At 65.9% G+C, this 26952-nt stretch carries 22 protein-coding genes; 13 read left to right on the forward strand and 9 right to left on the reverse strand.

The genetic code is table 11. The features are described from left to right. The first annotated feature begins 25 nt into the window (after positions 1-25). The gene (locus ACSQ3Q_RS18285) at positions 26-292 is read left to right on the forward strand and encodes a DUF1653 domain-containing protein (RefSeq protein WP_436135750.1); all 267 of its coding nucleotides are present in this window, start codon (positions 26-28) and stop codon (positions 290-292) included. A gap of 324 nt (positions 293-616) precedes the next feature. On the opposite strand, the gene purN is transcribed toward ACSQ3Q_RS18285, so the two are convergent. Further along, positions 617-1198: a phosphoribosylglycinamide formyltransferase gene (gene purN, locus ACSQ3Q_RS18290; protein ID WP_436135751.1), complete on the reverse strand. Its 582-nt coding sequence runs from the start codon at positions 1196-1198 to the stop codon at positions 617-619. A gap of 24 nt (positions 1199-1222) precedes the next feature. Between purN and ACSQ3Q_RS18295 the strand changes: the two genes are divergently transcribed. The 5 genes from ACSQ3Q_RS18295 to ACSQ3Q_RS18315 all read left to right on the forward strand — a co-directional run bounded on the left by ACSQ3Q_RS18295 (position 1223) and on the right by ACSQ3Q_RS18315 (position 7439). Beyond that, positions 1223-1933, forward strand: a complete 711-nt coding sequence (locus ACSQ3Q_RS18295; RefSeq protein ID WP_436135752.1) for a YceH family protein — start codon at positions 1223-1225, stop codon at positions 1931-1933. A 47-nt stretch (positions 1934-1980) separates the two neighbouring features. Next, entirely contained in the window at positions 1981-3186 is a 1206-nt protein-coding gene (locus ACSQ3Q_RS18300) for an acyl-CoA dehydrogenase family protein (protein WP_436135753.1), read from the forward strand. A gap of 129 nt (positions 3187-3315) precedes the next feature. Beyond that, positions 3316-4431 (forward strand): acyl-CoA dehydrogenase family protein, encoded by a 1116-nt coding sequence (locus ACSQ3Q_RS18305; RefSeq protein ID WP_436135754.1) that lies wholly within the window; start codon positions 3316-3318, stop codon positions 4429-4431. A gap of 91 nt (positions 4432-4522) precedes the next feature. Next, complete coding sequence (locus tag ACSQ3Q_RS18310) at positions 4523-5914, forward strand: alpha/beta fold hydrolase (protein ID WP_436135755.1); 1392 nt, start codon at positions 4523-4525, stop codon at positions 5912-5914. A 214-nt stretch (positions 5915-6128) separates the two neighbouring features. Beyond that, a complete protein-coding gene (locus tag ACSQ3Q_RS18315; protein ID WP_436135756.1) occupies positions 6129-7439 on the forward strand; it encodes a tetratricopeptide repeat protein in 1311 nt (436 codons plus the stop codon). 96 nt (positions 7440-7535) lie between these two features. Here the strand turns inward: ACSQ3Q_RS18315 and ACSQ3Q_RS18320 are convergent, their stop codons facing one another. Beyond that, entirely contained in the window at positions 7536-8093 is a 558-nt protein-coding gene (locus ACSQ3Q_RS18320; protein WP_436135757.1) for an HNH endonuclease, read from the reverse strand. Positions 8094-8262: 169 nt separating this feature from the next. Here ACSQ3Q_RS18320 and ACSQ3Q_RS18325 point away from each other — a divergent pair, with 169 nt between their 5' ends. The 3 genes from ACSQ3Q_RS18325 (at position 8263) to lspA (ending at position 12831) form a co-directional block, all read left to right on the forward strand. Further along, complete coding sequence (locus ACSQ3Q_RS18325) at positions 8263-9312, forward strand: bifunctional riboflavin kinase/FAD synthetase (RefSeq protein ID WP_436135758.1); 1050 nt, start codon at positions 8263-8265, stop codon at positions 9310-9312. 106 nt (positions 9313-9418) lie between these two features. Continuing rightward, positions 9419-12289: an isoleucine--tRNA ligase gene (ileS, locus tag ACSQ3Q_RS18330; protein WP_436135759.1), complete on the forward strand. Its 2871-nt coding sequence runs from the start codon at positions 9419-9421 to the stop codon at positions 12287-12289. Beyond that, a complete protein-coding gene (lspA, locus tag ACSQ3Q_RS18335; RefSeq protein WP_436135760.1) occupies positions 12286-12831 on the forward strand; it encodes a signal peptidase II in 546 nt (181 codons plus the stop codon). Before ileS ends, lspA begins: the two co-directional genes overlap by 4 nt. 246 nt (positions 12832-13077) lie before the next feature. Here lspA and ACSQ3Q_RS18340 read toward each other — a convergent pair whose 3' ends face one another. Then, positions 13078-13986 carry a proline dehydrogenase family protein gene (locus tag ACSQ3Q_RS18340; RefSeq protein ID WP_436135761.1) on the reverse strand — a complete coding sequence of 303 codons (909 nt, stop codon included), beginning with the start codon at positions 13984-13986 and terminating at the stop codon, positions 13078-13080. An 801-nt stretch (positions 13987-14787) separates the two neighbouring features. Here ACSQ3Q_RS18340 and ACSQ3Q_RS18345 point away from each other — a divergent pair. Beyond that, positions 14788-16440, forward strand: coding sequence for a Na/Pi cotransporter family protein (locus ACSQ3Q_RS18345; RefSeq protein WP_436135762.1), 1653 nt, complete (start codon positions 14788-14790; stop codon positions 16438-16440). Between the two features lie 194 nt (positions 16441-16634). On the opposite strand, the gene ACSQ3Q_RS18350 is transcribed toward ACSQ3Q_RS18345, so the two are convergent. Together ACSQ3Q_RS18350 and ACSQ3Q_RS18355 are read right to left on the reverse strand one after the other, a co-directional pair. Further along, the gene (locus ACSQ3Q_RS18350; protein ID WP_436135763.1) at positions 16635-17456 is read right to left on the reverse strand and encodes an NUDIX domain-containing protein; all 822 of its coding nucleotides are present in this window, start codon (positions 17454-17456) and stop codon (positions 16635-16637) included. Between the two features lie 8 nt (positions 17457-17464). Then, entirely contained in the window at positions 17465-18448 is a 984-nt protein-coding gene (locus tag ACSQ3Q_RS18355; RefSeq protein WP_436135764.1) for a quinone oxidoreductase family protein, read from the reverse strand. A 150-nt stretch (positions 18449-18598) separates the two neighbouring features. Between ACSQ3Q_RS18355 and ACSQ3Q_RS18360 the strand changes: the two genes are divergently transcribed. Then, positions 18599-19498, forward strand: coding sequence for a DMT family transporter (locus ACSQ3Q_RS18360; protein ID WP_436135765.1), 900 nt, complete (start codon positions 18599-18601; stop codon positions 19496-19498). Between the two features lie 62 nt (positions 19499-19560). Here the strand turns inward: ACSQ3Q_RS18360 and ACSQ3Q_RS18365 are convergent, their stop codons facing one another. The 4 genes from ACSQ3Q_RS18365 to ACSQ3Q_RS18380 all read right to left on the reverse strand — a co-directional run bounded on the left by ACSQ3Q_RS18365 (position 19561) and on the right by ACSQ3Q_RS18380 (position 25199). Then, entirely contained in the window at positions 19561-20130 is a 570-nt protein-coding gene (locus tag ACSQ3Q_RS18365) for a hypothetical protein (protein ID WP_436135766.1), read from the reverse strand. Between the two features lie 97 nt (positions 20131-20227). Continuing rightward, a complete protein-coding gene (locus ACSQ3Q_RS18370; protein ID WP_436135767.1) occupies positions 20228-22927 on the reverse strand; it encodes a bifunctional diguanylate cyclase/phosphodiesterase in 2700 nt (899 codons plus the stop codon). Further along, positions 22924-24048 (reverse strand): TRAP transporter substrate-binding protein, encoded by a 1125-nt coding sequence (locus ACSQ3Q_RS18375; RefSeq protein WP_436135768.1) that lies wholly within the window; start codon positions 24046-24048, stop codon positions 22924-22926. The genes ACSQ3Q_RS18370 and ACSQ3Q_RS18375 overlap by 4 nt, the downstream gene beginning before the upstream one ends. A 320-nt stretch (positions 24049-24368) precedes the next feature. After that, positions 24369-25199 (reverse strand): SDR family oxidoreductase, encoded by an 831-nt coding sequence (locus ACSQ3Q_RS18380; protein ID WP_436135769.1) that lies wholly within the window; start codon positions 25197-25199, stop codon positions 24369-24371. Between the two features lie 64 nt (positions 25200-25263). Here ACSQ3Q_RS18380 and ACSQ3Q_RS18385 point away from each other — a divergent pair, with 64 nt between their 5' ends. Further along, on the forward strand, positions 25264-25881 hold the full coding sequence (locus ACSQ3Q_RS18385) for an SH3 domain-containing protein (protein ID WP_436135770.1): 618 nt from the start codon (positions 25264-25266) through the stop codon (positions 25879-25881). Positions 25882-25892: 11 nt separating this feature from the next. Further along, positions 25893-26900 (forward strand): M48 family metalloprotease, encoded by a 1008-nt coding sequence (locus ACSQ3Q_RS18390; protein ID WP_436135771.1) that lies wholly within the window; start codon positions 25893-25895, stop codon positions 26898-26900. Positions 26901-26952 lie beyond the last annotated feature (52 nt).

Here is a 26952-nt window from a genome sequence, read left to right on the forward strand (position 1 = left end):
TCCGAACCTGCGATCCTAACGAACCATGAACGACAACGACCTTCCCGACCTGATCCGCACCCCGCCCGGCCTGTACCGCCACTACAAGGGCATGCTTTACCAGGTGATCGACACGGTGCGCCACAGCGAAACGCTGGAGCCTATGACGCTGTACCGCGCGCTGTACGGCCAGCACGGCCTGTGGGTGCGACCGGCGGCGATGTTCGAAGAGAAGGTGGTGATCGACGGCGTGCTGCGGCCGCGGTTCGAGAAATGCCCGGAAGGTGCCGAGCCCGGCACGACGGGAGGATGAGGCTGGCCACTGAGCCTGGGGCTTTAGGGCCGCGTCCGCCATCCGTAACCTGCAGAGCGTGGGCGACTTCGGCAAGTGCCGGAGGTAACGCCACTGCACCCGCCAGCAGGAAATTTTTGAATGAAATTGGGGCCCAGCGCTTGATCCATAAGCACCAATAGCTATCATTTTTATAGCTAATCGATTCTCCGCTGCCGCGGCGCTCACGAATCGCTCTGCAGGCCCCCTACGGGGCCCGCATTCCGGGACTCAAATAGCCCAGCAGAGAAAAATTGCCAGCCCGTCGCCCCGCTCCCACAGGCGAGGCGCCGGCCCCCTCAAGCCCTACAGCCGCTGCACCAGCGCCCGCACAGCGCGGGGATAAATCACATGCTCCTGCGTGAGCACCCGGGCGGCCAATGTATCGGCCGTGTCATCTGGCAGCACAGGCACCACGGCCTGGTCCAGGATGGGTCCGACGTCCAATTCGGCCGTCACCTGGTGCACGGTGACCCCGGCAAACTTACAACCCGCGTCGATGGCGCGCTGGTGCGTGTGCAATCCGGTGAAGGCCGGCAGCAGCGAGGGGTGGATGTTGATCAGCCGCCCCGCATACCGCGCCACAAAACCGGGCGTGAGGATGCGCATGAACCCGGCCAGCACGACCAGCGCGGGGTCGTGGCGGTCCAGCAGCGCCGCCAGCTCGGCGTCAAACGCCTCGCGGCTGGCAAAACCCTTGTGGTCCAGCACCTCGGCCGCGATGCCTTGCGCGCGCGCAAAGGCCAGCCCCCCGGCGTCCGCCTTGTTGCTCACCACCGCTGCCACGCGGGCCCCGTAGCGCTGTTCCCAGTTTTCCTGCTGGGCGGTGCGGACGATGGCGGCCATGTTGGAGCCGCCGCCTGAGATCAGAATGACGATGTTCTTCATAAATTGCCCCGGATTATCCCAGCCATGCCTTTTGATCCCGCCATCCGCCCCCTCACCCCCCACGAAGCCCGCGTGCTCGCCACCCTGATGGAGAAAGCCCGCACCGTGCCCGACAGCTACCCCATGTCGCTCAACGGCCTGCTGACCGGCTGCAATCAGAAGACCAGCCGCGACCCGGTGATGAACCTGAGCGATGCCGAGGCGCAAGAGGCCCTGGATTCGCTCAAGCTCCTGAGCCTGGCGTTCGAGAGCAGCGGCAACCGCACCACGCGCTGGGAGCACAACTTTCAGCGCGGCGTGGGCGTGCCCGAGCAGTCGGCGGTGCTGCTGGGCCTGTTGATGCTGCGCGGCCCGCAGACCGCAGGGGAACTTCGCATCAATGCCGAGCGCTGGTACCGGTTTGCCGACATCTCTTCGGTCGAAGCCTTCCTGGATGAGCTGCAGGAGCGCAGCGCCGAAAAAGGCGGTCCGCTGGTTGTGTTGCTGCCCAGGGCCCCGGGCGCACGTGAGCAGCGTTGGGCCCACCTGCTGTGCGGCCCAGTCGATACCAGTGCCAGCGCGATGGTCAGCGGCGGTGGAGGGGGCAGTGGCGGGAGTGGGGGCAGCGCAACCGCCGCCCTGCAAGCCCGCGTGGATGCGCTCGAAGGCCAAGTCACCGCCCTGCAGGCCACCGTGCAGCGGCTGTGCGCCGAACTGGGAATCACGGGCGAAATGTCACCACCCGGACAGGACTAAAACGAACGACCGTGCTACAAATGCGGAATCACTTGGAGACAAACCGCATGGATCTCGCATTCACCCCTGAAGAGCAGGCCTTCCGCGAAGAAATTCGCGCCTGGGTTCACGCCAATCTGCCCAAAGAAATTTCGCACAAGGTGCACAACGCCCTGCGCCTGACCCGCGACGATCTGCAGGGCTGGGCCAAGATCCTGGGCAAGAAGGGCTGGCTGGGCTTCGGCTGGTCCAAGGAATTCGGCGGCCCCGGCTGGACCGCCGTGCAAAAGCACCTGTTTGAAGAGGAATGCGCCCTGGCCGGCGCGCCCCGCATCGTCCCTTTCGGCCCGGTGATGGTGGCGCCGGTGATCATGGCTTTCGGCAATGCTGAGCAGCAAAAACGCTTTCTGCCCGGAATCGCCAGCGGCGAAGTCTGGTGGAGCCAGGGCTACAGCGAACCAGGCTCAGGCTCTGACTTGGCATCCGTCAAGACCCGCGCCGAGCGCGTGGGCGACAAGTACATCGTCAACGGCCAGAAGACCTGGACGACCCTCGGCCAATACGGCGACTGGATGTTCAACCTGGTGCGCACCAGCACCGAGGGCAAGCCGCAGACCGGCATCTCCTTCCTGCTGCTGGACATGAAGTCCAAGGGCGTGACCGTGCGCCCCATCAAGCTGCTCGATGGCGAGTGCGAAGTCAACGAAGTGTTCTTCGACAACGTCGAAGTGCCTGCCGAGAACCTGATTGGTGAAGAGAACAAAGGCTGGACCTACGCCAAGCACCTGCTCAGCCACGAGCGCACCAACATTGCCGATGTGAACCGCAGCAAGCGCGAGCTGGAGCGTTTGAAGCGCATTGCCAAGACCGAGGGCGTATGGGATGACGCGCGTTTCCGCGACCAGATCGCGCTGCTCGAAGTGGACGTCGTGGCGCTCGAAATGCTGGTGCTGCGCGTGCTGTCGGCCGAGAAGTCGGGCAAGAACTCCCTGGACATCGCGGGCCTGCTCAAGATCAAGGGCAGCGAGATTCAGCAGCGTTATGCCGAGCTGATGATGCTGGCCGCTGGGCCGTTTGCCATGCCTTTCATCGAAGAGGCCATGGAGGCCGGTTGGCAGGGCGACGCTGCCGCAGGGGCGCTGGGCGGTTTCCCTGGCGGTGTCACCGCCAACGCACCACTGGCGTCGACTTACTTCAACCTGCGCAAGACCACCATTTACGGTGGCTCAAACGAGGTCCAACGCAACATCGTGGCTCAGACTGTTCTCGGCTGACGCCGACAACAGTCCGCGCTTTGCACGACAGGACTGCTCCCCCGTGCCCCCTCCAGGAGGGGGTTCCAGCTAGAGCTTCGCTGGTTGTAGAAGGCGCCACGGCGCCACAACCTGCACAAGGAGAGACACATGGATTTCGATTTTTCTGACGACCAGGAACAACTGCGCGACGCCGTGCGCAAATGGGTGGACAAGGGCTACACGTTCGAGCGCCGCCGCGCTGCCGTGGCTGCCGGCGGCTTTGACCGCGCCGCCTGGGGCGAGCTGGCCGAGCTGGGCCTGACTGCGCTGACCGTGCCCGAGGCGCACGACGGCATGGGCCAGGGCGCCATCGACGCGATGGTGGTGGCCGAGGAACTGGGCCGCGGCATGGTGCTGGAGCCGATCGCCCAGGCCTTCATCGCCAGCAGCGTGCTGTCGCAGTACGGCGCTGCCGACGTGCAAGCCGCCTGGCTGCCCCGCGTGGCCAGCGGCGAAGCGCTGGTCGTGCTGGCCTACCAGGAGCGCAAGGCACGCTACCGTCTGGACGTTTGCGAGGCAAAAGCGGCCCCAGCGCAAGCTGGTCATGCGGTAACCGCTACAAAAAGCATAGTAGCCGCTGGTGACCAGGCTGACGCGTTCATCGTGCCGGCGCAGCTCGACGGCAAGATCGCCCTCTTCCTGGTCGAGCGCTCGGCCGCTGGCGTCACCACGCGTGGCTACGTCACGCAGGACTGCAGCCGCGCGGCGGAAGTGCAGCTGGCCAACGCCCCCGCCACGCTCATCACCACCGACGGCCTGGCCGCGCTGGAACTGGCGGTGGACACCGGCATCGCCGCCACCTGCGCCGAGGCCGTGGGCGTGATGGACAAGACTGTGGCGCTCACCGTCGAATACATGAACCAGCGCAAGCAGTTCGGCGTGTTCATCGCCAGCTTCCAGGCGCTGCGCCACCGCGTGGCCGATATGAAGATGCAGCTGGAGCTGGCCCGCTCGATGAGCTACTACGCCAGCCTGAAGCTGGGCGCTCCGGCCGCCGAACGGCGCGCCGCCATGGCGCGCGCCAAGGTGCAGCTGGGCCAATCGATGCGGTTTGTGGGCCAGCAGTCGGTCCAACTGCACGGCGGCATCGGCGTGACGGACGAGTACATCGGCAGCCACTACTTCAAGAAGCTCACGCAGCTCGAAACAGCCTTTGGCGACACGCTGCACCACCTGGGCGAAGTGTCGGCCCGCATGCAGGACACGGCCGGCGTGTTTGCGTAGAGATGCCCAGAGACTCTGACTTGTAACGCCCCTGTGCAATGCTCGTGGATTCCCCAGTCCACGGGCATTTTTTCTTATTGGAGACACGCCAATGAACACTGCTTTCCTGCAACGCCGATCCCTCTTGCTCGTGGCAACCGCCGCGGCCAGCCTGGCCCTGGCCGGCTGTGCCACCCAGGGCCCCAGCCTGGCCGAGGCGCCGCCCATCGTCTTCGTGCACGGCAACGGCGACACCGCCGCGCTGTGGCAGACCACGGTGTGGCGCTTCGAGTCCAACGGCTGGCCGCGCGAGCGTTTGCATGCCATCGACGTGCCCTACCCGCTGTCGCGCGACGACGATGCCAAACCCCAACCGGGCCGCACCTCGGCGGCGGAGCACATGGCCTACCTCAAGGCCGAGGTGGACAAGGTGCTCAAGGCCACCGGCGCCCGCCAGGTCGTGCTGGTGGGCAACTCGCGCGGCGGCAACGCGATTCGTAACTACATCTACAACGGCGGCGGCGACAAGACCGTGAGCCACGCCATCCTGGGCGGCACGCCCAACCATGGCGTGTGGGCGATACCGGGCTTTCGCGAAGGCAATGAATTCTCGGGCACCGGCCCGTTCCTCAAAGCCCTGAACGCCCCCAAGAATGCCGCCGGCGACGAGGTGAGCGGCCCGGTCAAGTGGATGACCATCCGCTCGGACAACAACGACAAGTTCGCGCAGCCCGACGGCCTGTGGATCGGCCAGAAAGGCACGCCCACCAACGTGACCGCCGCGGGGCCCGAGCTCAAGGGCGCGACCAACGTGGTGATCCCGGGCATCGACCACCGCGAGACCTCGTACTCGCCCGCAGCGTTTGAAGCCACCTACCGCTTCAGCACCGGTAAGGCACCGGTGCGCAGCGGCGTTGCGGCCGAAAAGTCTGTGGTGCTCAACGGCAAGATCACGGGCCTGGGCGTGGACTCTGCCGACGCAAAGACCGGCAACTTCAGCAACAATCTGCCGCTGGCTGGTGCGCAGCTGGAGGTCTACGTCACTGACCCCACCACCGGCGCCCGCACCGGCGCCGCGTTGCTGCGCAAGACGGTGGGCGCCGACGGCGTCTGGGGTCCGCTGACCACCCAGCCCGGCGAGCCGCACGAGTTCGTGATTTCAGCCCCGGGCTACGCGACAACGCACATCTACCGCAGCGGCTTCCCGCGCAGCAGCGATCTGATCCACCTGCGCCCAGACCGCATCGCCGACGCGGACAAGACCGCCGAATCCATCGTCACCCTGACCCGCCCCCGCGGCTACCTGGACCCGGCGCGCGACAAGATGCTGCTGGACGGTGCGCCGCCTGCAGGCGTGCCGGCTGGCGCAGGGGTGGCATCGGCCAAGGTCAAGCCTGCCGGCGGGCAGCGCGCTATCGCGGCAGAGTTCAACGGAGAACGTGTGGTGGGCCAGACCTGGCCTGCGGCCAGTGGCCACTTGGTGTTTCTCGAGCTTTCCAACTAGCTAAGCATCACGACCCTCGCTGAAACAGGCGCTGCCTGGAGAGGCGACGCCGACAAGCCCTTGCACGCCCCCAGCAAACCCCCAGGGGTTCGCCCCTTGGGCCGCGCAGGGCCTGCCGGCAAATCCAGGATAATCCGCAATCCGTCTGCGGCAGCCACCGCAGTTCAGCCGAGCTCTCCTTCGTTAGCTCTGCATTTGCCCACATTCCTGCCCCATGAGCGCTACTGCCACCGATCCCAACATCAAGCACCTGAAACAAGCCCGTGAGCAGATCGCCAAGGGCGATCTCAAGAACGCAGCGCTGACGCTCAACAAGGCCAATGCCAAGTGGCCCCAGGACCCTCGCGTCTTCATGCTGGGTGGCTTGCTGGCAGAGAAGTCCGGCAACATCAAGGGCGCTTTTGAAGCCCTGCGCAAGGCGGTTTCACTGTCTCCAGACTGGGGGCCCGGGCTGCTTGAACTGGCTTTGCTGCTTGCGCGCCAGAACCAGTTCCAGGAAGCCGTAGAAACGGCCGAAAAGGTCGCAGCGCTCGAACCCAAGAATCTGCAGGTGCTGGCCGGTGTGGTGGACATTGCCCACCGGGCGGGGCACACCGAAATGGCAGTGCGCCATCTGCGCCGCGGCCTGGAGCTGGTGCCAGGGGACGTCATGCTGCGCCGCCTGCTGGCCCGTGATTTGAGCGAACAAGGCCACCATGAGGATTCACTTGCGATGTGGGCGGCGCTGATCGCTGAAAACCCCGCCGACACCCAATCTCTCGTTGGCCGCGTGCAGGCGTGTTTGGCAGCTGGCAAACCGGCCGACGCACAGCCCGACACCACCGCCCTGCTGGCCCTGGCGCCTCAAGATGCGGTCTACCAGTACTACGACCAGTTGGCCCGCGGCGAAACGCCTGCCCAGCAGCCGTCTGAACTTACGCAGCCATTGTTCGACAACATGGCCGAGTTCTATGACTTGCACATGGTGCGTAGCCTGAAATACCAGTTGCCCAAGCAAGTGGCAGAAAAAATCACTGCGCGCTACCCCGACAAGAAGCTGAATGTGTTGGACCTGGGTTGCGGCACCGGCCTGCTGGGGGTTTGCCTCGGACGCCTGGACGGCTTTCTCATCGGCGTGGATGTGTCCACCAAGATGGTCGAACAGGCGGCACGGCACAACGTCTACGACCGCTTTCACACGGTCAACTTGCATGACGCTCTGCGCGAAACACCGGGTGGGCTGTACCAAGCCATCACCGCGCTGGACGTGTTCATTTACGCGGGCGACCTGACCGAAGCGATTCCGAACGCCTATCGGGTGCTGGCTGACGACGGGATGCTGGTTTTCTCCTGCGAGACTGCCAGCGAAACCGGCCCAGACCTGGTGCTGCTGCCCACGGGGCGCTACGCCCACAAGCGCAGCCATGTCGAAGCGTTGTGCAAGGCAGCGGGCTTTGACACGGTGGACATTGAAGAAACCGTGCTGCGCCACGAAAGCCACCAGCCTGTGAATGGCTTCGTGGTGACTGCGCACAAGCCGGCCTGACGAGGCTAACCACACCAGGTGCGGGCGGGCCGCGGCTTTCAGCAGCCAGCGCCCGCTGATCTGTCGTATTAATCGACGTTAGCTACGGACCTGGGACTAAGCCAACAGACGCGACGACTTGGGCACGTGGGCCATCAAAAACTCCATCTGGTCGGCCAGGATGCGCCGATTGCGCAAGATGAAGTCCTCCCACAGGCTCGGGATGTACGGCGCGTAGAGCAGCGGCATGTGGGCCTGCTCGGGGGTGCGCGGGCCTTTGCGGTGGTTGCAGGGGCGGCAGGCGGTGACCACGTTCATCCAGTGGTCCTGGCCGTTGCGGGCAAAGGGCACGATGTGCTCGCGCGTGAGGTCTTCTTCGTGGAAGTGGCCGCCGCAGTAGGCGCAGACGTTGCGGTCTCGGGCGAAGAGTTTGCTGTTGGTGAGGCTGGGTTTCAGGTCGAACGGGTTGATGCCCGGCACACCCTTGGTCCCGATGATGCTGTTCACCGCGATCACCGATTGTTCGCCGGTGACAGCGTTGTACCCACCGCGGAACCGGGCGATATGGGCACCCGACTCCCAGCGCACCTCATCGGCGGCGTAGTGGATGACCGCCTGCTCAAGCGAAATCCATGATTGGGGCAGCCCTTGGGCCGACAGCTTCAAGACCTTCAAAACACGCCTCCTGGAACAAGAATGAACACAAGGAATCGGAACGCGGATGTCTCGCGTGCGGTCCTGCGCTGGACTGCACCTCGGTCACAATATACTCCGTTTTGATGACAAATTGGCGTCCTGCGCTTGATAGACATGCGCTTGCTGCTATCAAAAAGATAACAAACCGATGAAGATCTTTCGCGGATTCCACCACAGGGGCATCGCCAGCGCGTGCGCGCTCACCATCGGCAATTTCGATGGTGTGCACCGGGGCCACCAGGCCATGCTGGCCCTGCTCAACAACGAGGCGGCGCACCGGGGGGTGGAGAGCTGCGTGCTGACCTTCGAGCCCCACCCACGCGATTACTTTGCAGGCGCCCACCACAAGCCCGAGCTGGCGCCGGCGCGCATCGGCACGCTGCGCGACAAGCTGACCGAGCTGGCGCGCTGCGGTGTTCAGCAGACCGTGGTGCTGCCGTTCGATGCGCAGTTGGCAGCGCAGTCGCCCGCAGAATTCATCGACGAGGTGCTCATCCGCGGCCTGGGCGCGCGCTACGTGCTGGTGGGTGACGATTTCCGCTTTGGCCGCCAGCGTGCGGGCGACTACGCCATGCTGGACGCGGCCGGCCAGGCCCGGGGCTTTGACGTTGCGCGGATGAACAGCTACGAGGTGCACGGACTCAGGGTGTCGAGCTCTGCCGTGCGCCAGGCGCTGGGCCAGGGCGACATGGAAGCTGCGGCGCGGCTGCTCGGGCGCCCTTACACCATCTCAGGCCACGTGGTGCATGGGCGCAAGCTGGGGCGGGAGCTGGGCGCTACGGCCGAGGGCGCGGGCGACGGGTTTCGTACCCTGAACCTGCGCTTTGCGCACTGGAAACCCGCCGCCAGCGGCATCTTTGCGGTGCTGGTCCACGGGCTCGCCGATGTGCCATTGCCAGGCGTGGCCAACCTGGGCGTGCGGCCGTCCCTGGACCCGAACGATGTGAACGGCGGGCGGGTGCTGCTCGAGACCCATTGCCTGCAGTGGCCTGCCGATCTGGGGCCCGAAGGGGCGTACGGTAAAATCGTGCGCGTGGAACTACTGCACAAACTGCACGACGAGCTGAAGTACGACAGCCTGGATGCCCTGACGACGGGCATCGCCAAGGACTGCGCCGATGCGCGTGCCTACTTTGCGACGGCCCACGTTCCCTCGCACACCGAGACCCGGCGTCAGACCACGCGCGACCGAATTTGAGGGGGCTGCTTTCCGCAGCGCCTGCCTCTGCAGGCCCGTCCTTCTTCGCGCACACCCCTCTCCCGATCCGGGCACGCCCCGGAATGCCCCCTTTTAAGGCACCCTCATGTCCGACGACAACGCCAGTTCTGCATCTGCACCCGCACCCACCGCCACGGACTACCGCAGCACCCTGAACCTGCCCGACACGCCCTTCCCTATGCGCGGCGATCTGCCCAAGCGCGAGCCGGGTTGGGTGAAGGAATGGGACGACAAGGGCCTGTACAAGCGCCTGCGCGATGCCCGTTGCGGTGCGCCCAAGTTCATCCTGCACGACGGCCCGCCCTATGCCAACGGCCAGATCCACATGGGCCACGCGGTCAACAAGATCCTGAAGGACATGATCACCAAGGCGCGCCAGCTCGAAGGCTTTGACGCGCTGTACGTGCCCGGCTGGGACTGCCACGGCCTGCCGATCGAGAACGCCATCGAGAAGAAACACGGCCGCAACCTGAGCCGTGACGACATGCAGGCCAAGAGCCGCGCGTTTGCCACAGAGCAGATCGAGCAGCAGATGGTGGACTTCAAGCGCCTGGGCGTGCTGGGCGAATGGGACAACCCCTACAAGACCATGAACCCCGCCAACGAGGCGGGCGAAATCCGTGCGTTCAAACGCGTGATGGAGCGTGGTTTTGTCTACCGCGGCTTGAAGCCCGTGTACTGGTGTTTTGACTGCGGCTCTTCCTTGGCCGAGTTCGAGATCGAATACCAGGACAAGAAGAGCACCACGCTCGATGTGGCCTTCAAGGCGCACGAGCCCGCCAAGCTGGCGGCCGCCTTCGGCCTGCCAGCGCTGGCCAAAGATGCCTTTGTGGTGATCTGGACCACCACGGCCTGGACCATCCCGGCCAACCAGGCGCTGAACCTGAACCCCGAGATCAGCTACGCCCTGGTAGACGCGGGCGAGCGCCTGCTGCTGGTGGCCGAACCGCTCGTTGCCGCGTGTCTGGAGCGCTACGCCCTCACCGGACAGATCCTCGCCACCACCCTGGGCAAGAACCTGGGCGGCCTGGAGTTCGAGCACCCGCTGTACGACGTCGATGCCGGCTACCGCCGCCTCTCGCCCGTCTACCTGGCCGACTACGCCACCGCCGACGACGGCACCGGCATCGTGCACTCCTCGCCAGCGTATGGCCTGGAGGATTACAACTCCTGCACCGCCCACGGCGTGAGCAACGACGACATCCTGAACCCCGTGCAGGGCAACGGCACGTACGCGGCCGACTTCCCACTGTTCGGCGGCCAGCACATCTGGAAGGCCGTGCCGGTGATCATCGAGGCGCTGCGCAGCGCTGGGCGCCTGATGGCCACCAAGGACATCGTCCACAGCTACCCCCATTGCTGGCGCCACAAGACGCCGGTGATCTACCGCGCCGCGGCGCAGTGGTTCATCCGCATGGACGAGGGCGAAGGTGTTTTCACCAAGGCAGGCGAAAAGCCTGCGGAAACACTGCGCCAGATCGCGCTGGGCGCGATCGAGCACACCAGCTTTTACCCAGAAAACGGCAAGGCGCGCCTGTCTGACATGATCGCCAATCGGCCTGACTGGTGCATCTCGCGCCAGCGTAGCTGGGGCGTGCCCATCCCGTTTTTCCTGCACAAGGATTCGGGCGAGCTGCACCCGCGCACCATGGAAATCATGGACCAGGCGGCAGACATCGTCGAAAAGGGCGGTATCGAGGCCTGGAGCCGCGTGACGGCCGAAGAGATCCTGGGTGCGGCTGATGCGCCGCTGTACACCAAGAGCACCGACATCCTCGAAGTGTGGTTCGACTCGGGCTCCACGTTCAGCCACGTGCTGCGCGGCACCCACCCCAACGTGCACCACGACACCGGCCCCGAGGCCGACCTGTACCTGGAAGGCCACGACCAGCACCGCGGCTGGTTCCACAGCTCGCTGCTGCTCGCATCGGCGCTCGAAGGCCGCGCGCCCTACCGCGGCCTGCTGACCCACGGCTTCACTGTGGACAGCCAGGGCCGCAAGATGAGCAAGTCGCTGGGCAACGGCATCGACCCGCAGGAGATCAACAAGAAGCTCGGCGCCGAAATCATCCGCCTGTGGGTGGCCGCCAGCGATTACTCGGGTGACATCGCGGGCGACGAGAAAATCCTGGCGCGTGTGGTCGATGCCTACCGCCGCATCCGCAACACGCTGCGCTTCCTGCTGGCCAATGTGAGCGATTTCGACCCGGCCACGGACACCGTGCCGTTCGACCAGATGCTGGAGATCGACCGCTATGCGCTCACCCGCGCGGCCGAGTTCCAGGCCGAGGTGCTGGCTCACTACAAGGTGTATGAGTTCCACCCCGTGGTGGCCAAGTTGCAGCTGTACTGCTCGGAAGACCTGGGCGGCTTCTACCTGGATGTGCTCAAGGACCGCCTGTACACCACCGCGCCCAAGAGCCTGGCGCGCCGCAGCGCACAGACCGCGCTCTACCAGATCACCCACGCCATGCTGCGCTGGATGGCGCCGTTCCTGTCGTTCACGGCCGAAGAGGCGTGGAAGGTGTTCGGCCAATCCGACTCCATCTTCCTCGAGACCTACGGCTCGATCACGGGCGCCGACGAAGGCGTTCTGGCCAAGTGGTCGCGCCTGCGCGAGATCCGCGATGCGGTGAACAAGGAAATCGAATCGCTGCGTGCCGCGGGCCAGGTCGGCTCATCGCTGCAGGCCAATGTGGTGCTCACCGCTGCGCCTGAGGACCACGCGCTGCTCGCCAGCCTGGGCGATGACCTCAAGTTCGTGTTCATCACATCCGCTATCGAATTAGTAGCTGGAAGTGCACTACAGATAAGCGCCAGGCCCAGTTCTGACGCCAAATGCGAACGTTGCTGGCATTACCGCAGCGATGTGGGGCAGGATGCGGCGCACCCCACCATCTGCGGGCGCTGCACCAGCAACCTGTACGGCGCTGGCGAAAGCCGGGTGCACGCATGAGCGCGGGCAGCAGCACAGCGCTGGGCGGGCGCTCCGGCGCGGGCATGTGGCCATGGCTCGCGTGGGCCGTGGTCCTGCTGGTCGCCGACCAGATCACCAAGACGCTGATCATCAACCACTACCAGCTGGGCGATGCCACGGTCATCACCAACTTCTTCAACATCGTGCGGGCGCACAACACGGGTGCGGCGTTCTCGTTTTTGCAGAACGCGGGCGGCTGGCAGCGCTGGCTGTTCACCGGCATCGGCGTGGTGGCCACGATCTTCATCGTGTGGCAACTGCGTGCGCACCCGGGGCAAAAGCTGTTCAGCTTTGCGCTGTCCAGCATCCTTGGGGGTGCGGTCGGCAACGTGGTGGACCGCCTGATGCATGGCTACGTGGTGGATTTTCTCGACTTCCACTGGGACTTCCTCGCGGGCATCTTCCACGGCGGCCACTTCCCGGCGTTTAACGTGGCGGACATGGCGATCAGTGTCGGGGCAGCTTGCCTGATCCTGGACGAGGTGTTGCGGATGCGGCGCGAGCGCCAAAACGCGCGCTAGGCCCCGTCGCAACATGGGCAGCACCTCCAAACCCTTGCCCATCAACGGCCCGCCCTGTGCGGGCCGTTTGCATGGCGGCTGCCCAAGTGGGTGGCTTTCGCAAGCGGCTGGCGGAGGCCAGGTCCCGGCCCCAGCACGCCGCAAGGAGGCCACCGCCTTTCGCAATTGATCCACCGCGTGAGGCACCGCGCGCACCGGTGAAGCCTGAGCCCAAGGGCCACGCCACCACCGGTGCAATCGGCCGCGTCAAAGCCCGATCAACGCCTTGGCCACGTATCCGGCGATGCGCGGGTTTTCGGTCAGTCTGCGTGTGCTGTAGCCGTACCAGTCCTCGCCAAAAGGCACGTAGATGCGCACGGTAAAGCCCATTTGCCGCAACCTGTCGCGCAAGGGCTCGCAAACGCCCAGCAGCATCTGAAATTCGAACCGGGTGTGATCGATCCCGCGGCAGCGGACCATTTCGATGATCTGCCCGATCAGCCCGGCATCGTGCGTGGCGATGCCTACAAAACTCCCTGCTTCAAAGCAGCGCGTCACGTGGTTCAGAAAATGCCCGTTGATGGCGCGCCGGTCGCTCCAGGCGTTGGCCACCAGGTGGGCGTGGTCTTCCACATAGATCCCTTTGCAGATGCGCAAGGTGCAGCCCTGCTCGACCAGAGGCTCGATGTCCTCGTAGGTCCGCTGCAGATAGGCCTGCAACGCCAGGCCCGCGCCAGTGGAGCGGGCCCGAAGACCGTTGAACAGCGCGATTTCCTTTTGCGTGCAGCGTACGTCCTCCATGTCGATGCAAATGGAGTTGTGATGGCGCGCCGCGGCATCCAGCACGCTGCCGGCAAGGTGCTCGCACTGGGCGGCATCCAGCAGCAGGCCTAGCGCCGTGGGCTTGATGGAAATGTTGGCCTGCAGTCCGTGGGCGGCAATCGCACCGAGAAGTTCGATGTAGGCGTCGGCAGTGGCCTGTGCCTGCGGCAAGCTGGACACCGCTTCGCCCAGGATGTCGAGCGTGACAGGGAAACCCTGCGCGTTGAGTTGCTGCACGCGGACCCGTGCTTGGCCCAGGTTGCTGCCGGCGATGTAACGGCGGGAAATTTTATGGACCAGCGCGCGCGGGATCCAGGGAATGGCGCGCATGGCCAGGGTATTGAGAAGTTGCATGTTGGCGATCCGATGAAGAACAGAACAGCTGCTCACAAGCCACACCGACGGGTCTCGGCGATGGAGGGGCGGAGCAGGACAGCCGGCCCGGGGCGGGCTGGCAAGGCAACGCGGTGCCGCGAGCGCTCAAGGCGCTGCAGCCGCCGTTGCGGGCGTTCAGTTCTTCAAAGGAGGCCAGGCTGCGCGGTGCATGCGTCGTCTTTGGTACGTGCGGGTGTACGGGGTGGCAGGAACCAGCGCTCAGGTTCGTGGGGCGAGGGGCCCCAACGCGAGTGGGTCAGGCGCGCATGGTACAAGGTTTGCACAGCGCAAAGCAGCGACCAACGGGGGGCGCCGGGCTATCCGCCACACCGCGGCACCCCTGCCGCAATATGGGCATCTGTCCTCGCTATCGAATCAGGAGTATGCTTATATGTCAGTTTTGTGACAATTACAGGTGCCACCGCCCTTGCGTGCAATCGCTGCGGCAGTCGCGCAACCGGCAACGCAGACCCATCTGCCAGCGCTTGCCGGCACAAAATGTAAACGCCGCCCCTGAGTACCCGTCAAACGGACGCTGGATGCCCTTGCATCTGCCGTGGGCCCGGCGCATGCTCTTTTGCGCGCACCCGTAGGAGTCTGTCGGACTTGGAATCGTCGGCTGCAAATTGACCCCAGCGGTCCATTTTTCACCGTCTTTTTGCCCCATAGCTCGGCTATGGGGCTGCAAATCCGGCAAAAAACTGTCCTCGCTGGACCCAATTTTCGCGAATCGACGCTCCAAGTCCGACAGACTCCTAGAAGAAGAAACGACGGTTTTCCATGAAGCATCTCTTGAATTTGTTGGCGGCGGTATCGCTGCTGATCTGGGGCACCCATCTGGTGCGCACCGGCATCCTGCGTGTGTTTGGCGCCAACTTGCGCCAGCTGATCGCCCACAGCGTCAGCAACCGCTTCACCGCCGTGCTGTCTGGCATCGGGGTGACCGCGGTGGTGCAGTCGAGCACGGCCACCGCGCTCATCGTCTCGTCGTTTGTCGGCCAGGGGCTGGTGGGCCTGCCCGCCGCGCTGGCCGTGATGCTCGGCGCCGACGTGGGCACCAGCGTGATGGCCGTGGTGTTCTCGATGGACCTGTCGTGGCTCTCGCCGCTGTTCATCTTTGCGGGCGTGGTGCTTTTCATCTCGCGCAAGGACACCGCCGCAGGCCGCGTGGGCCGCGTGCTCATCGGCCTGGGCCTCATGCTGCTGGCCCTGCGCCTTATCACCGAATCGACCATCGTCCTCACGCAGTCGCCCACCGTGCGTGCGCTGCTCGGGGCGCTCACCAGCGATTTGTTGCTGGAGATTTTCACCGGTGCGGTGCTGGCCATCGTGGCCTATTCAAGCCTAGCCACCGTGCTACTGACCGCAGCGCTGGCCGGCTCGGGCGGCATCCCGCCCGACGTGGCGCTGGGCCTGGTGCTGGGCGCCAACCTGGGCAGCGGCGTGCTGGCCGTGCTCACCACCATGAAGGCCAACGTGCAGACGCGCCAGGTGCCGCTGGGCAACCTGTTCTTCAAGATCATCGGCGTGGTCATCATGACGCCGCTCACCGGCCTGTGGCTACAGCATGTGCGGCCGTATGTGCCGGAGATTGCGGCGCTGGTCGTGCTGTTCCACCTGGCCTTCAACCTCGTGGTGGGCATCATCTGCATCGGCCTCACGGGCACCGTGGCGCGCGCCGTGCAGCGCCTGCTGCCGCAAGAAAAAGCCCAGGCCGCGGGCACACGCCCGCAGCACCTGGACCCTTCGGCCCTGGCCACGCCGTCGCTGGCCATCTCGTGCGCCGCGCGCGAGGCGCTGCACCAGGCCGACGTGGTCGAATCCATGCTGCGGGGCCTGCACAAGGTGATCCAGACGGACAACCTCCAGCTCGCCCAGGACCTGCGCAAGCTCGACGACGAGGTGGATGGCCTGTACTCGGCCATCAAGTACTACATGACCAAGATTTCGCGCGAGGCCCTGGACGAGCGCGAAGGCCGCCGCTGGGCCGACATCATCAGCTTCACGATCAACATGGAGCAGATCGGCGACATCATCGAGCGCGTGCTGATCGACATCGAGGACAAGAAGATCAAGAAGGGCCGCCAGTTCTCTGAAGCCGGCATGGAAGAGATCAATGAACTGCACGCGCGCCTGATCGACAACCTGCGGCTGGCGATGAGCGTGTTTCTGAACGGCAGCGTGCGCGATGCGCAAAAGCTGCTCGAAGAGAAAGCCCGCTTCCGCGACCTGGAGCATGCGTATTCGGTCACCCACCTGGCGCGGCTGTCCGACAACACGGTGCAGAGCATCGAGACCAGCTCGCTGCACATCGACTTGATCAGCGAGCTCAAGCGCATCAACTCGCTGCTGTGCTCGGTGGCCTACCCGATCCTCGAATCGGCCGGCGCCCTGGCACCCAACCGACTGCGTGCCATGGTCGACCAGCCCTGAGGCCGGGACTCTGCGCTTCAGGTTTTGAGGTGTTTTTGGCCTCTAGCGCTTGATGTATAAGCGCTAGCAGCTATTATTTTTATAGCAAACAGCAAAAGATTGCTCCGAGCAGATCCAGGCAGCTTGGGCACAGTCGTTCAGACAGTCGCTCCGACATCCGCTTCGACAGTACTTTCGCAGCGACTAAAACAAGGTCACAGCCCCAGAAACCCTGCAATCACCAGCCCGGCTTCCAGCGTGAACTGGCCTTGTGCCACCTGCTCGCGCACCTCAGGGATCGGCAGCAGGTCAAACCGCTCCACCTCGCCGTCCTGGTTGCAAGGCTCCATGCCCTCGGGCACTTCGGCGCTGAACCAGTCGATGCGCTCGAGCATGTAGCCCACGCCACCGCCCTCGCGGCTGGGGCGGCCGAAGTCGACGTGCCCGCCGCGGGTGACGTGGTGCAGATCACTGATGCGCAGCCCGGCCTCTTCCCAGGTCTCGCGCGCGAGCGCCTCGGGCAGCGAATCGGCGGCCGACACCATGCCGCCCATCAGCGTGTCCCACAGGCCGGGGTTGTTGGGCTTTTGCATCGACCGCTTTTGCACCCACATGCGGCCATCGGGCGCCAGGCCCACCAGGTGCACGGCGCGGGTGGTGATGCCCAGCACGCGCACAGCGCCGCGCTCTACCGTGGCCACCACCTCGCCCGCGGCGTTGCACACGGCCAATTGCTCATCGCGCCACGGGCCGCACAGGCTCTCGTCGCGTAACGCGGCCGCCAGGGAGTTGAGGGCGTCCGTGGCACTGCCCGGCGGGGCTTGCAGCCACCAGGCGGGCGCATCGTCATGCTCCTTAATTGATAGCGAATAGCGCTTATCCAACAAGCGCTGGAGGCTTATTTGATGCAAAAAACCTTCTGCCACCGACCCGATCACCTGCCCGGCCACCACCAGAGGCTGGCGCGGCTGGGCCGGCGGGCGTTGCGCTTCGTGCCGGGCGCCCGCCAGCCACTGGTCGAACGCGGGGTTTTGCATGACCGCGTTCACAGCGTGAGGATGGTGGAGCCGGTGGTCTTGCGCGCTTCCAGGTCGCGGTGCGCCTGCTGCACCTCGGCCAGCGGGTAGCGCTGGTCGATGTGGATCTTGACTTGCCCGCTGGCCACCACGGCAAACAGGTCGTCCGCCATGGCCTGCGTGCTCTCGCGCGTGGCAATGTGGCTGAACAGCGTCTGGCGCGTGACATAAATCGAGCCCTTGGCACCCAGCGAGCCGGGCGCAAACGGCGGCACCGGGCCCGAGGCATTGCCAAAGCTCGCCATCAGGCCAAACGGCCGCAGGCAATCGAGCGATTTGTCCCAGGTGTCCTTGCCCACCGAGTCGTACACCACCTTCACGCCTTTGCCGCCCGTGATCTCCTTCACGCGCGCGGTGAAGTCCTCCTGTTGATAGTTGATGGCGTGTGCGGCGCCGTTGGCCAGCGCCAGCTGGCACTTGGCATCCGAGCCCGCGGTGGCGATGAGCGCCAGGCCCAGCGCCTTGGCCCACTGCGTGGCGATCAGCCCCACGCCCCCTGCGGCCGCATGGAACAGCACGTGGTCGCCCGGCTGCAGGCCCTCCACGGGCAGTGTTTTCTTGAGCAGGTACTGCGCCGTCAGGCCCTTGAGCATCATGGCCGCGCCGGTCTCAAAGCTGATGGCGTCGGGCAGCTTGCACACGCACTTGGCGGGCATCACGCGGACCTCGCAATAGGCGCCCGGTGGCTGGCTGGCGTAGGCGGCGCGGTCGCCCGCCTTCAGGTGCGTGACACCCTCGCCCACCGCTTCGACCACACCCGCGGCTTCCATGCCGATGGTGGCGGGCATGTTGAGCGGGTACAGGCCGGTGCGGTGGTACACGTCGATGAAATTCAGGCCGATGGCGTGGTGGCGGATGCGGATCTCGCCGGGGCCGGGCTCGCCCACGGCCACATCGACCAACGCAAGTTCTTCGGGACCACCGTGCTGGCGGATCTGGACGGCAAGGCTCATGAAAAGGCTCTCCTCAAAAGATGTGGGTGCGATGACGGCGGCCATCCTGCCACGAATCGTGCGAACGCGTCGTCCGCCTGACCGGGGTGAAGCAAGGGCCTTGCGCCGCCGCACAGCGCCACCGCGAGCGCACCGTTACAGTGCAGGCCCATGACACAAAAACTCACGCCCGGCACGGCGGCGATCCTGGTAATACCGCCGCTGCTGTGGGCCGGCAATGCCGTGGTGGGGCGGCTGGTACACGAGCTGATTTCTCCCGCTGCCCTCAATTTCATCCGCTGGGTGCTGGCCTTCGGCATCCTGCTGCCGCTGGCGCACGGCGTGCTGCGCAAAGACAGCCCGCTGTGGCCCCACTGGCGCCGTTATGCGCTGCTGGGGCTGCTGGGCATCGGCCTGTACAACGCGCTGCAGTACATGGCGCTGCAAACATCCACGCCCATCAATGCCACGCTGGTGGGCTCCAGCATGCCGGTGTGGATGCTGGGCGTGGGCGCGCTGTTCTTTGGGGCGGCCGTCACGCGGCGCCAGCTGCTGGGCGCCTTGCTGTCGATGTGCGGCGTGCTGCTGGTGCTCAGCCGCGGCGAATGGGCGCAGCTGCTGGCCTTCAGGCTGGTGCCGGGCGACCTGTTCATGCTGCTGGCCACCGTGTCGTGGGCGTTCTACAGCTGGCTGCTGTCGCGAACCAGCGAGCCCACCCGCATCCGGGGCGACTGGGCGGCGTTCTTGATGGCGCAAATGGTGTTCGGCCTGGCCTGGTCGGGCAGCTTTGCCGGCGTGGAATGGGCCACGGGCCATACGCACGTGGACTGGGGCTGGCCGCTGGTGGCAGCGCTGGTGTTCATTGCCGTGGGGCCCGCCGTGCTGGCCTATCGCTTCTGGGGCGTGGGCGTGCAGCGCGCGGGGCCTGCGGTGGCAGGCTTTTTTGTGAACCTCACGCCACTGTTTGCGGGCATCTTGTCGGCCGCGTTTTTGGGCGAGACTCCGCAGCTGTTCCACGGGGTGGCGTTTGCGCTGATCGTGGGCGGGATTGTGGTGTCGTCAAGGAAGTAGCCATGGCTCTACGGTGAGCGGACACCACGGCGGAGTGCGCCGTGCTCCGTATGCTCGCCTTCCTACTCCTGCACGCGCAGCGTCTCGGCCGAGGCGTTGAAACCGGCTTCCTGCTGCGCAAAGTCCGCCACGGTGGCGTTGTAGTTCACGCCCACCATGTGACCGCCCAGGCTGGTCAGGTACATGAGGTTGCGGATCTCTGTGTCCACCGCCGGGGCCGTGCTGTCCATGCGCACCCAGCGGTGCTCGGCAATGCCCACCAGCGATGAATCCCGCAGCACCATGCCCGGCGTGAGCTGGGGCAAGGTGGTTTCCATCGCGGTCTTGAACTCGGGCAATTGCGCAGGGGTCAGGGGCCTTTGCGCCATGCGCGACCAGGTCACCGCCACCGTGCTGCTGCGCCTGGCGTTGCCCCAGGCCGCCAGCGGCCTGCGGCCATGGCGGCCAAACTTGGTTTGCAGCTCCTCTTCGCTCAGGGCGGTGTAGTCCGCAGGTGTGTCGAGCCGCAGCGTGCCGCTGGGTGTCTTGACGGTTACCGGTTCAGCAGCGACCGCGCTGCAGGCGAGCACAACAGCCGCCGCGCAGCAACGCCAGGTCAAAGCACTGGCCGACAGGGGCGTCCACGATGTCATGGGGCAGTCCTTGGTTTGCAATGGAATTCCCGGCACGCGCCGTTGGCCGTCAGTGCACGGGCCGCAGCCCAGGGCATGCACAGCGCCGCGCGATGGCTCAGCGCTCCGACAGGGCGCCTGGCAAGGTGGCATGCACAGGCGCGTCGCCCGCCGCACTGCGCAGCAGCGCTTCCAGATCGGCCACCGGATTGGGCATGGCGAGCAGATACCCCTGGAAGAGCTGGCAGCCATAGTCCGCCAGCAAGGCCTTCTGCGCGGCGGTCTCCACCCCCTCGGCGATCACGTCGAGCTCCAGGTTGCGGGCCATGCCGATGATGGTCTGCACGATCACATCGTCGGTGTGGCGCACCCCCAGGTTGCGCACGAAGGACTGGTCGATCTTGAGCTGGTCGATCGGCAGCCGCGTCAGGTAGGCCAGCGACGAGTAGCCAGTGCCGAAGTCGTCCACTGAAAAACGCACGCCCTTGGTCTTGAGCAGGCCCATCTTGGCGATGGTGTCGTCCACGTCGTCGAGCACCAGCGATTCGGTGAGCTCGAGCTTGAGCAGGTGCGGCCGCGCGCCGGTTTCGCGCAGCACCTCGACCACGCGGGCCACGAAGTCGCGTTGGCGGAACTGCCGGGCGCTCACGTTGACCGACAACTGCACATGCCGGTAGCGCGGATCGTTGGCCCACGCGGCGAGCTGCTCGCACGCGGTGCGCAGCACCCAATGGCCAATGGGCACGATGAGCTCGCTCTCTTCGGCCACGCGGATGAAGCCGCCGGGCGCCACCAGCCCACGCTCGGGGTGCTGCCAGCGGATCAGCGCCTCGGCGCCCACGATGCGGCCGTCCAGGTGGAACTGGGGCTGGTAGTACAGAACAAACTGCCCCGCCATCAGCGCGGTCTGCAGGTCGGCCTCCAGCTGCGCCCGGGCGCTGATGGCGATCTGCATCTGGGGGTCGAAAAAACACAGCGCATTGCGCCCCTGCGATTTGACCTGGTACATCGCGATGTCGGCCTGCTTGAGCAGATCGACCGAGGGCTGCAGCGCGCCGCCCATCAGCGTGGCGCCAATGCTGGGCGTGCTGTGGTGCGTGTGGCCGCCCAGCGAATACGGCGCGTTGAGCGTGCGCAGGATCTTTTCGCCCACGCGGCGCGCGTGGGCGGCGGCCTCCTCGCTGTGCAGCGACAGCTCGTGCAGCATGACCACAAACTCGTCGCCCCCCAGGCGCGCCACGGTGTCCTCGCGGCGCACGCAGGTCTTCAGCCGCTCGGCCACCTGGCGCAGCAGCATGTCGCCCACCTCGTGGCCCAACGTGTCGTTCAGGGTCTTGAAGTGGTCGAGGTCGAGAAAAAGCAGCGCGCCGTATTGCCCGCTGCGCGTGCTGGCGGCAATGACCTGCTGCATGCGGTCCATCAGCAGGCGGCGGTTGGGCAGGTTGGTCAGCGGGTCGTAGAACGCAAGGCTCTCGATCTCGGCGCTGGCGCGGCGCAGGGCGGTCACGTCGTGGTAGGTGATGACGAGTCCGCCATCGGGCGTGAAGCGTTCGGTGATCTGGATCGTGCGGCCGTTGGGCAGCACCTGTTCGTGCGGATCCTGGTGCTGCTTTTGCTGGAGCAGCCGCTGCTCCACCCAGCGCATGCGCTCGTCTTCGCTCGCACGCGGCAGGTGGTGGCGGGAGGTTTCTTCCATCACCCGCCGAAACGGCACACCGGGCGCCATGGCGACGCGCAACCACGGAAAGATTTCTTCAAAGCGGCTGTTCCACTGCACCACGCGTTGCTCGCCGTCGAGCAGCAAGAACCCACTGACCATGGACTCCAGCGCCTGGTCGAGCGTGGCCTTGGACTGCGCAATGGCCATGCGCGCCTGGGCAAGGCGGTGCAAATAGCGCAGCGCCAGCAGACCCGCGGCAACGATCATCGCCAAGAACAGCAGCCCGGTGAGGGCGATGGCGTTGCGCTGGTCGCGCCAGCCCGCCAGCGCGTCGCGCAGCGGGATGCTGGCGGAGATGCGCAGGTCCTGGTAGAGGATGGGGCGGTAGACCAACAGGGCGGGTTCGCCGCTCAGCCGCGCCGGCGCCTGCCACTGCTGGCCCAGCGTGGTCAGCTCGTGCAACGGGGGGGCCAACGTGATGGTGGCGGCCTCTTCGCGGCTGGGCACACTGAGCAGCAACTGCCCGGCTGCGCGTTCCAGCGTGACCTGCAGGCCGCTGATGTCCACGCCCTGGACCAGCACCGAACTCAGCGCGTTGACAGGGACTTCGGCCACGGCCACCACGCGGGTGCTGTCGGCCATGCGCAAATGGCGGGCGAAGTAGAGCACGCGGTCGGCAGTGGCAAAGCTCACCACCGGCGGGCTGATCATCAGGGTGGAGACGGGTTGCTCCAGCACCGAGCCCAGAAAGCCCGGGGGCAATTGCACCGGCAGCGCACTGCCTGCGGCGTCGGACGACCCCATGGTCTTGCCGTTTGCATCGAGCAGCGCCACGTAGCGCACCATCAGGTTCTGCCGGGCAGAACTGCGCAGGCGCTGGCTGGCAAGATTGGGGTCAATCCAGTCGCCCTGTGCGCCCGACAGGCCCAGCAGCTCGTCCATGCTGGCCAGCAGCACATCGACCGCCAGCAGCGACCGGTTGAGCGCCGCCTCAGCGCCTGCCACAAAGCGGGTGGCCTGGGCTTCGTTGTCGGCCTGCGCCACCTCGCGCGCATTCCAGACCAGCGCAGCGGAAACCAGCACCACCGCCGCCGAGAACACCGCCGCGCCGGCCCAGACAGCGGCCTTGATGCGCAGCGGCGTGTTGCCCTCGTTCATTTCGCGGGGGCTGCCGCCAGGCCGCGAACGGGGCCGATCGTCTGGTTCCACACCTGGGCGCACCGCGCCCCGCAGCGCTGCACCCAGCGCGGCAATACCGTCGAGGCAAGAATCTCCTGGCGGCTGCGCTCATCCTGCGACGACGAAGGCACCACCACCATGCTGCCCTTGCGGCCCCCCACACACGCGGCAGCGCCGCGGTTGCAGGCCATGCCGTCCAAGGTCTCGCGTTCGGACTCCTCCCAGATGGCGGTCTCCAGCCTTGGCAGCTCGCGGCGCAGCAGGGCCCGCAGGTCGGGCGGCAGGGCCTCCCACGCGGCCTGGTTGGCACCAAAGATGGCCAGGCCCCAGGTCACCGGCATGGCGTGGACATGGGTGGTGATGGACGGCAGACCCAGCGTGTTGCCTGACATGGTGCCGGTGATGGCGCATTCGGTGTTGCCCGCCGTGAGGCTGGGCACGATCTGCGCAAACCCGGTCAGCACCGGCACGCCGCCCAGCGCGCTGACGAAGTCTGCCTGCGTGGACGATGACACGCGTGTGCGCCGGCCCGACAGGTCGGACAGCATGCGCAGCGGCTTCTTGCAGTACACCACCTGGGCGGGGTAGACGTACACCGCCAACGCTTCGATGCCGTGCTGCTCGCGCAGAGCTTTTTCCAGGTAGGGCCGGAAGGCACCCAGCGTGGACTTGAGCGTGGCGATGTCGGGATTGAGCCCCGCCAGGTCGGGCGCGGTGTACTCGGGGTACTGGGCAGTGAAGGAGCTCATGAGCGTCGTGCCAAACGGCACCACGCCCAGTTGCAGCAGGCGCAGCATCTCGGCACCGGGCACGCCGGCGCGGTCAAACGGCACGATGTCCGCGTCAAACCGGCCACCGCTGATGCGCAGCAGCTCCTTGCTCCAGAAGGGCTCTTCCTGCCGGACGTATTGGTTGATGCCCGCAAGCCCCCCCACGATGCGCAGCTTGTAAGGGGCGGCAGGCGCTGCCGGGGTGGTGCCGGTTTGCTGGGCTGCGGCGTAGGGCAACCCACAAAGCGCCGCCGCGGCGACGCACAGCGCCGCGATGCGCTGGCGGGTGCGAAGGCGAGAGCGCGAGATCAGAGTGGGCGTTGGCTGCATGGCAACGGGGTACTGTCACCCGTAAGCAAGTAAAGAGGGCATCGTAGACCGAAGCTTCAGGCCCCGCGCCGGGTAAAACCCGCCGCTCATGCCCGTCGCGCAGTAGAAACCGCGGCGACCTGCGACACAAACCGGAGGGTGAATGCGGGGGTTCATGGTCCGGACTTTCGTTGAGTGCAGGGGCCCCATTCTTTACCAAGTTTTTCCACCTGGCAGGAAAGCTGTCGGCAAAATGCCACGAGATCGCGCCGTTGGCAACTGAATAATTTGCGCGGTCCCCGGCAAGGGCGGCGACCGCGCCGCCACCCCGCCCTCCAGGATCAGAAAGTCCCGGCGTACGCGCCCCCGTCGGCCAGCACGTTCTGCCCCGTCATGTAACCCGCCTGCTGGCTGCACAAAAACGCGCAGATGGCGCCGAACTCCTGTGCCGTGCCATAGCGCCCCGCGGGAATCTGCGCCTGCTGCGCCTGGCGCACTTCGTCCACGCTTTTGCCGGCCTTGCCCGCGGCCGCAGTGACGGTGGCGGCCAAGCGGTCGGTATCGAATTTGCCCGGCAACAGGTTGTTGATGGTCACGCCGCGCGCAGCGATCTTGCTGCGCGAAACGCCCGCCACAAAACCCGTGAGCCCGCTGCGCGCGCCGTTGGACAAGCCCAGGATGTCGATGGGCGCCTTCACCGCGCTGGAGGTGATGTTGACGATGCGGCCAAAGCCCCGGGCGGCCATGCCGTCCACCGTGGCGCGGATGAGCTCGATAGGGGTCAGCATGTTGGCGTCCACTGCCTTGATCCACGCATCGCGGTCCCAGTCGCGGAAGTCGCCGGTGGGCGGGCCGCCTGCGTTGGTGACGACGATGTCGAAGTCACGCCCCGGGCCACCGGCCGCGGCAAACACCGCATCGCGCCCGGCAGCCGTGGTGATGTCGGCAGCAACGGCCAGCACCTGTGGTTTTGAACCATTTTGGCCGCCAGCGCTTGAATACATTGCACTTTCAGCTATCAATTGTGCAGCAGCCTGCTGCAAAGCCTCTGCATTGCGTGCGTTGATGACGACGTTGACGCCCTCGCGCACAAGGGCCAGCGCGCTGCCGTAACCCAAACCCTTGCTCGCGCCGCACACGAGCGCCCATTTGCCTGCGATACCCAAATCCATAACAATCCCCTGGTTGCACACTGATACATATAGCGCCGGGAAATCATAAAGGGAGAGCACCGCCATGAACCGCTTGCACCAAGGAGCCCTTGCCATTTGGCTGGCTTCCATATTTCTCGGCTTGACGACGGGCATCGCCCACGCTCAAGAGGCGGCCGTGGTCAAACGTGCTACCCAGTTGCGCGACACCCCGGCAGACACCGGCGCCAGCGTGGCACCGCTGGAGGCCAACGCAGTGGTCACGCGCAGCAACGAGCGCAAGGGCGCCTGGACCAAGGTGAGCACGCCCCAGGGCGCCACGGGCTGGGTGCACATGTTCGACCTGGGCCCGCAGACTGGCTCGGCCGTCCCCAGCAACAACGCGGCCACCAGCGGCCTGCGGGGCCTGGGCGGGCTGTTCGGCGGCAACAGCGGCCCCACGACCACCGCGACCTCCACCGTGGGCATCCGCGGCCTCGGGGCAGAAGACATCGCCAACGCCCAGCCCAACCCCGCGGCCGTCGGCCAGGCCGAGGGCCTGCGGATGAATGCGGACCAGGCGCGGCAGTTCGCCACGACGGCATCGCTGCAGCCGCGCACCGTGCCGCCGCTGGTGGCGCCGGCCCGGCCCACTTCGAGCGGCAGCGGCGGGGCCACGGGCTCATCGGCCAATCCGTCTGACCCCAACTTCAGCCCGAACTGAGGAGCGCCGCCATGCGACTATCCACCCGCCTTGCCAGCACGCGTTTGCTGGCCACTGCCGCCGCTGCCCTCGTGCTGACGCTCGCGCCTGCCACCGGCCAGACCCAGGGCATGCTGAACATCCTCAACGCCATCACGGGCGGCGGCGGCAACACCAATGCCGCGCAAGGCGAAGACCTGCTGGGCATGCTGAGCCGCTCGGTCGAAAGCATTGACGAGCCGCGCGAAATCGCCATTGGCCGGCAACTGGCCGCGGTGCTGCTGGGCAGCAAGCCGCTGCACCCCGACATGGCGCTGCAGCGGTATGTCAACCAGCTGGGGCGCTGGATCAGCCTGCAGTCCGACCGGCCCACGCTGCCCTGGACGTTTGTGGTGCTCGATGACGCCGGCTACAACGCGTTTGCCGCGCCCGGCGGGTATGTGTTTGTGACCAAGGGCCTCATCGACCGCTGTGCCGACGAGGCCGAGCTGGCCGGCATTCTGGCGCACGAGATCACGCACGTCACCGCCAAGCACCACCTGCTGGCCATGCGCAAGACCGCGCAGTCGGGCATGCTCACGCAGCTTCTCGCGTCGCAGATCAAGACCAACGCCGTGGGCAACATGGTGGCGTCGCAGTTCCTGGCGCTGGGGCGCAATCTGTATGCGCGCGGGCTGGATCAGTCTGATGAATACGAGGCCGACCTCAAGGGCGTGGCGCTGGCCACGCGCGCAGGGTTCGACCCCTATGGTTTGGTGGCTGTGTTGCAGCAGCTGCGCACTGCAGCGCCCGACAACCCCATGTTCACGCTGGCGCTGGCGACACATCCCCCAGCCCAGGCGCGCCTGGAACAACTGGAGGTGGGCATGGGCAAGCACCTGGACGCCTTCACGGGCGCCGCCCCGGTGACCGTGGCCCAGCGCATCAACGGCAAGCCCGCCAGCGCTGCCGCCCCGGCCGCGGGGACGAGCCCGCCAGCGAACGGCGCCACGCCCGCGCGCAAGCCGGCACCGGTGCCGTCGAAGAAGAAGGCTTCCTAGAACCTGTTCCAGATCTTTTCGGGGTCGTAGAGTGGCCCGCGGCGTGAGGCAG

The organism is Acidovorax sp. LjRoot129 (genome assembly GCF_964253765.1).
Taxonomy (GTDB): domain Bacteria; phylum Pseudomonadota; class Gammaproteobacteria; order Burkholderiales; family Burkholderiaceae_C; genus Acidovorax.

What these genes read in the sequence shown, in the direction of transcription:
- ACSQ3Q_RS18360 (WP_436135765.1), top strand. Translation starts at nt 18,599, where the DNA reads ATGACACAAAAACTCACGCCCGGCACGGCGGCGATCCTGGTAATACCG.
- ACSQ3Q_RS18355 (WP_436135764.1), bottom strand. Translation starts at nt 18,448, where the DNA reads ATGAGCCTTGCCGTCCAGATCCGCCAGCACGGTGGTCCCGAAGAACTT.
- ACSQ3Q_RS18315 (WP_436135756.1), top strand. Translation starts at nt 6,129, where the DNA reads ATGAGCGCTACTGCCACCGATCCCAACATCAAGCACCTGAAACAAGCC.
- ACSQ3Q_RS18295 (WP_436135752.1), top strand. Translation starts at nt 1,223, where the DNA reads ATGCCTTTTGATCCCGCCATCCGCCCCCTCACCCCCCACGAAGCCCGC.
- lspA (WP_436135760.1), top strand. Translation starts at nt 12,286, where the DNA reads ATGAGCGCGGGCAGCAGCACAGCGCTGGGCGGGCGCTCCGGCGCGGGC.
- ACSQ3Q_RS18340 (WP_436135761.1), bottom strand. Translation starts at nt 13,986, where the DNA reads ATGCAACTTCTCAATACCCTGGCCATGCGCGCCATTCCCTGGATCCCG.
- ACSQ3Q_RS18300 (WP_436135753.1), top strand. Translation starts at nt 1,981, where the DNA reads ATGGATCTCGCATTCACCCCTGAAGAGCAGGCCTTCCGCGAAGAAATT.
- ACSQ3Q_RS18345 (WP_436135762.1), top strand. Translation starts at nt 14,788, where the DNA reads ATGAAGCATCTCTTGAATTTGTTGGCGGCGGTATCGCTGCTGATCTGG.
- ACSQ3Q_RS18385 (WP_436135770.1), top strand. Translation starts at nt 25,264, where the DNA reads ATGAACCGCTTGCACCAAGGAGCCCTTGCCATTTGGCTGGCTTCCATA.
- ACSQ3Q_RS18310 (WP_436135755.1), top strand. Translation starts at nt 4,523, where the DNA reads ATGAACACTGCTTTCCTGCAACGCCGATCCCTCTTGCTCGTGGCAACC.
- ACSQ3Q_RS18305 (WP_436135754.1), top strand. Translation starts at nt 3,316, where the DNA reads ATGGATTTCGATTTTTCTGACGACCAGGAACAACTGCGCGACGCCGTG.
- ACSQ3Q_RS18390 (WP_436135771.1), top strand. Translation starts at nt 25,893, where the DNA reads ATGCGACTATCCACCCGCCTTGCCAGCACGCGTTTGCTGGCCACTGCC.
- ACSQ3Q_RS18375 (WP_436135768.1), bottom strand. Translation starts at nt 24,048, where the DNA reads ATGCAGCCAACGCCCACTCTGATCTCGCGCTCTCGCCTTCGCACCCGC.
- ACSQ3Q_RS18350 (WP_436135763.1), bottom strand. Translation starts at nt 17,456, where the DNA reads ATGCAAAACCCCGCGTTCGACCAGTGGCTGGCGGGCGCCCGGCACGAA.
- ACSQ3Q_RS18380 (WP_436135769.1), bottom strand. Translation starts at nt 25,199, where the DNA reads ATGGATTTGGGTATCGCAGGCAAATGGGCGCTCGTGTGCGGCGCGAGC.
- purN (WP_436135751.1), bottom strand. Translation starts at nt 1,198, where the DNA reads ATGAAGAACATCGTCATTCTGATCTCAGGCGGCGGCTCCAACATGGCC.
- ACSQ3Q_RS18370 (WP_436135767.1), bottom strand. Translation starts at nt 22,927, where the DNA reads ATGAACGAGGGCAACACGCCGCTGCGCATCAAGGCCGCTGTCTGGGCC.
- ACSQ3Q_RS18365 (WP_436135766.1), bottom strand. Translation starts at nt 20,130, where the DNA reads ATGACATCGTGGACGCCCCTGTCGGCCAGTGCTTTGACCTGGCGTTGC.
- ileS (WP_436135759.1), top strand. Translation starts at nt 9,419, where the DNA reads ATGTCCGACGACAACGCCAGTTCTGCATCTGCACCCGCACCCACCGCC.
- ACSQ3Q_RS18285 (WP_436135750.1), top strand. Translation starts at nt 26, where the DNA reads ATGAACGACAACGACCTTCCCGACCTGATCCGCACCCCGCCCGGCCTG.
- ACSQ3Q_RS18325 (WP_436135758.1), top strand. Translation starts at nt 8,263, where the DNA reads ATGAAGATCTTTCGCGGATTCCACCACAGGGGCATCGCCAGCGCGTGC.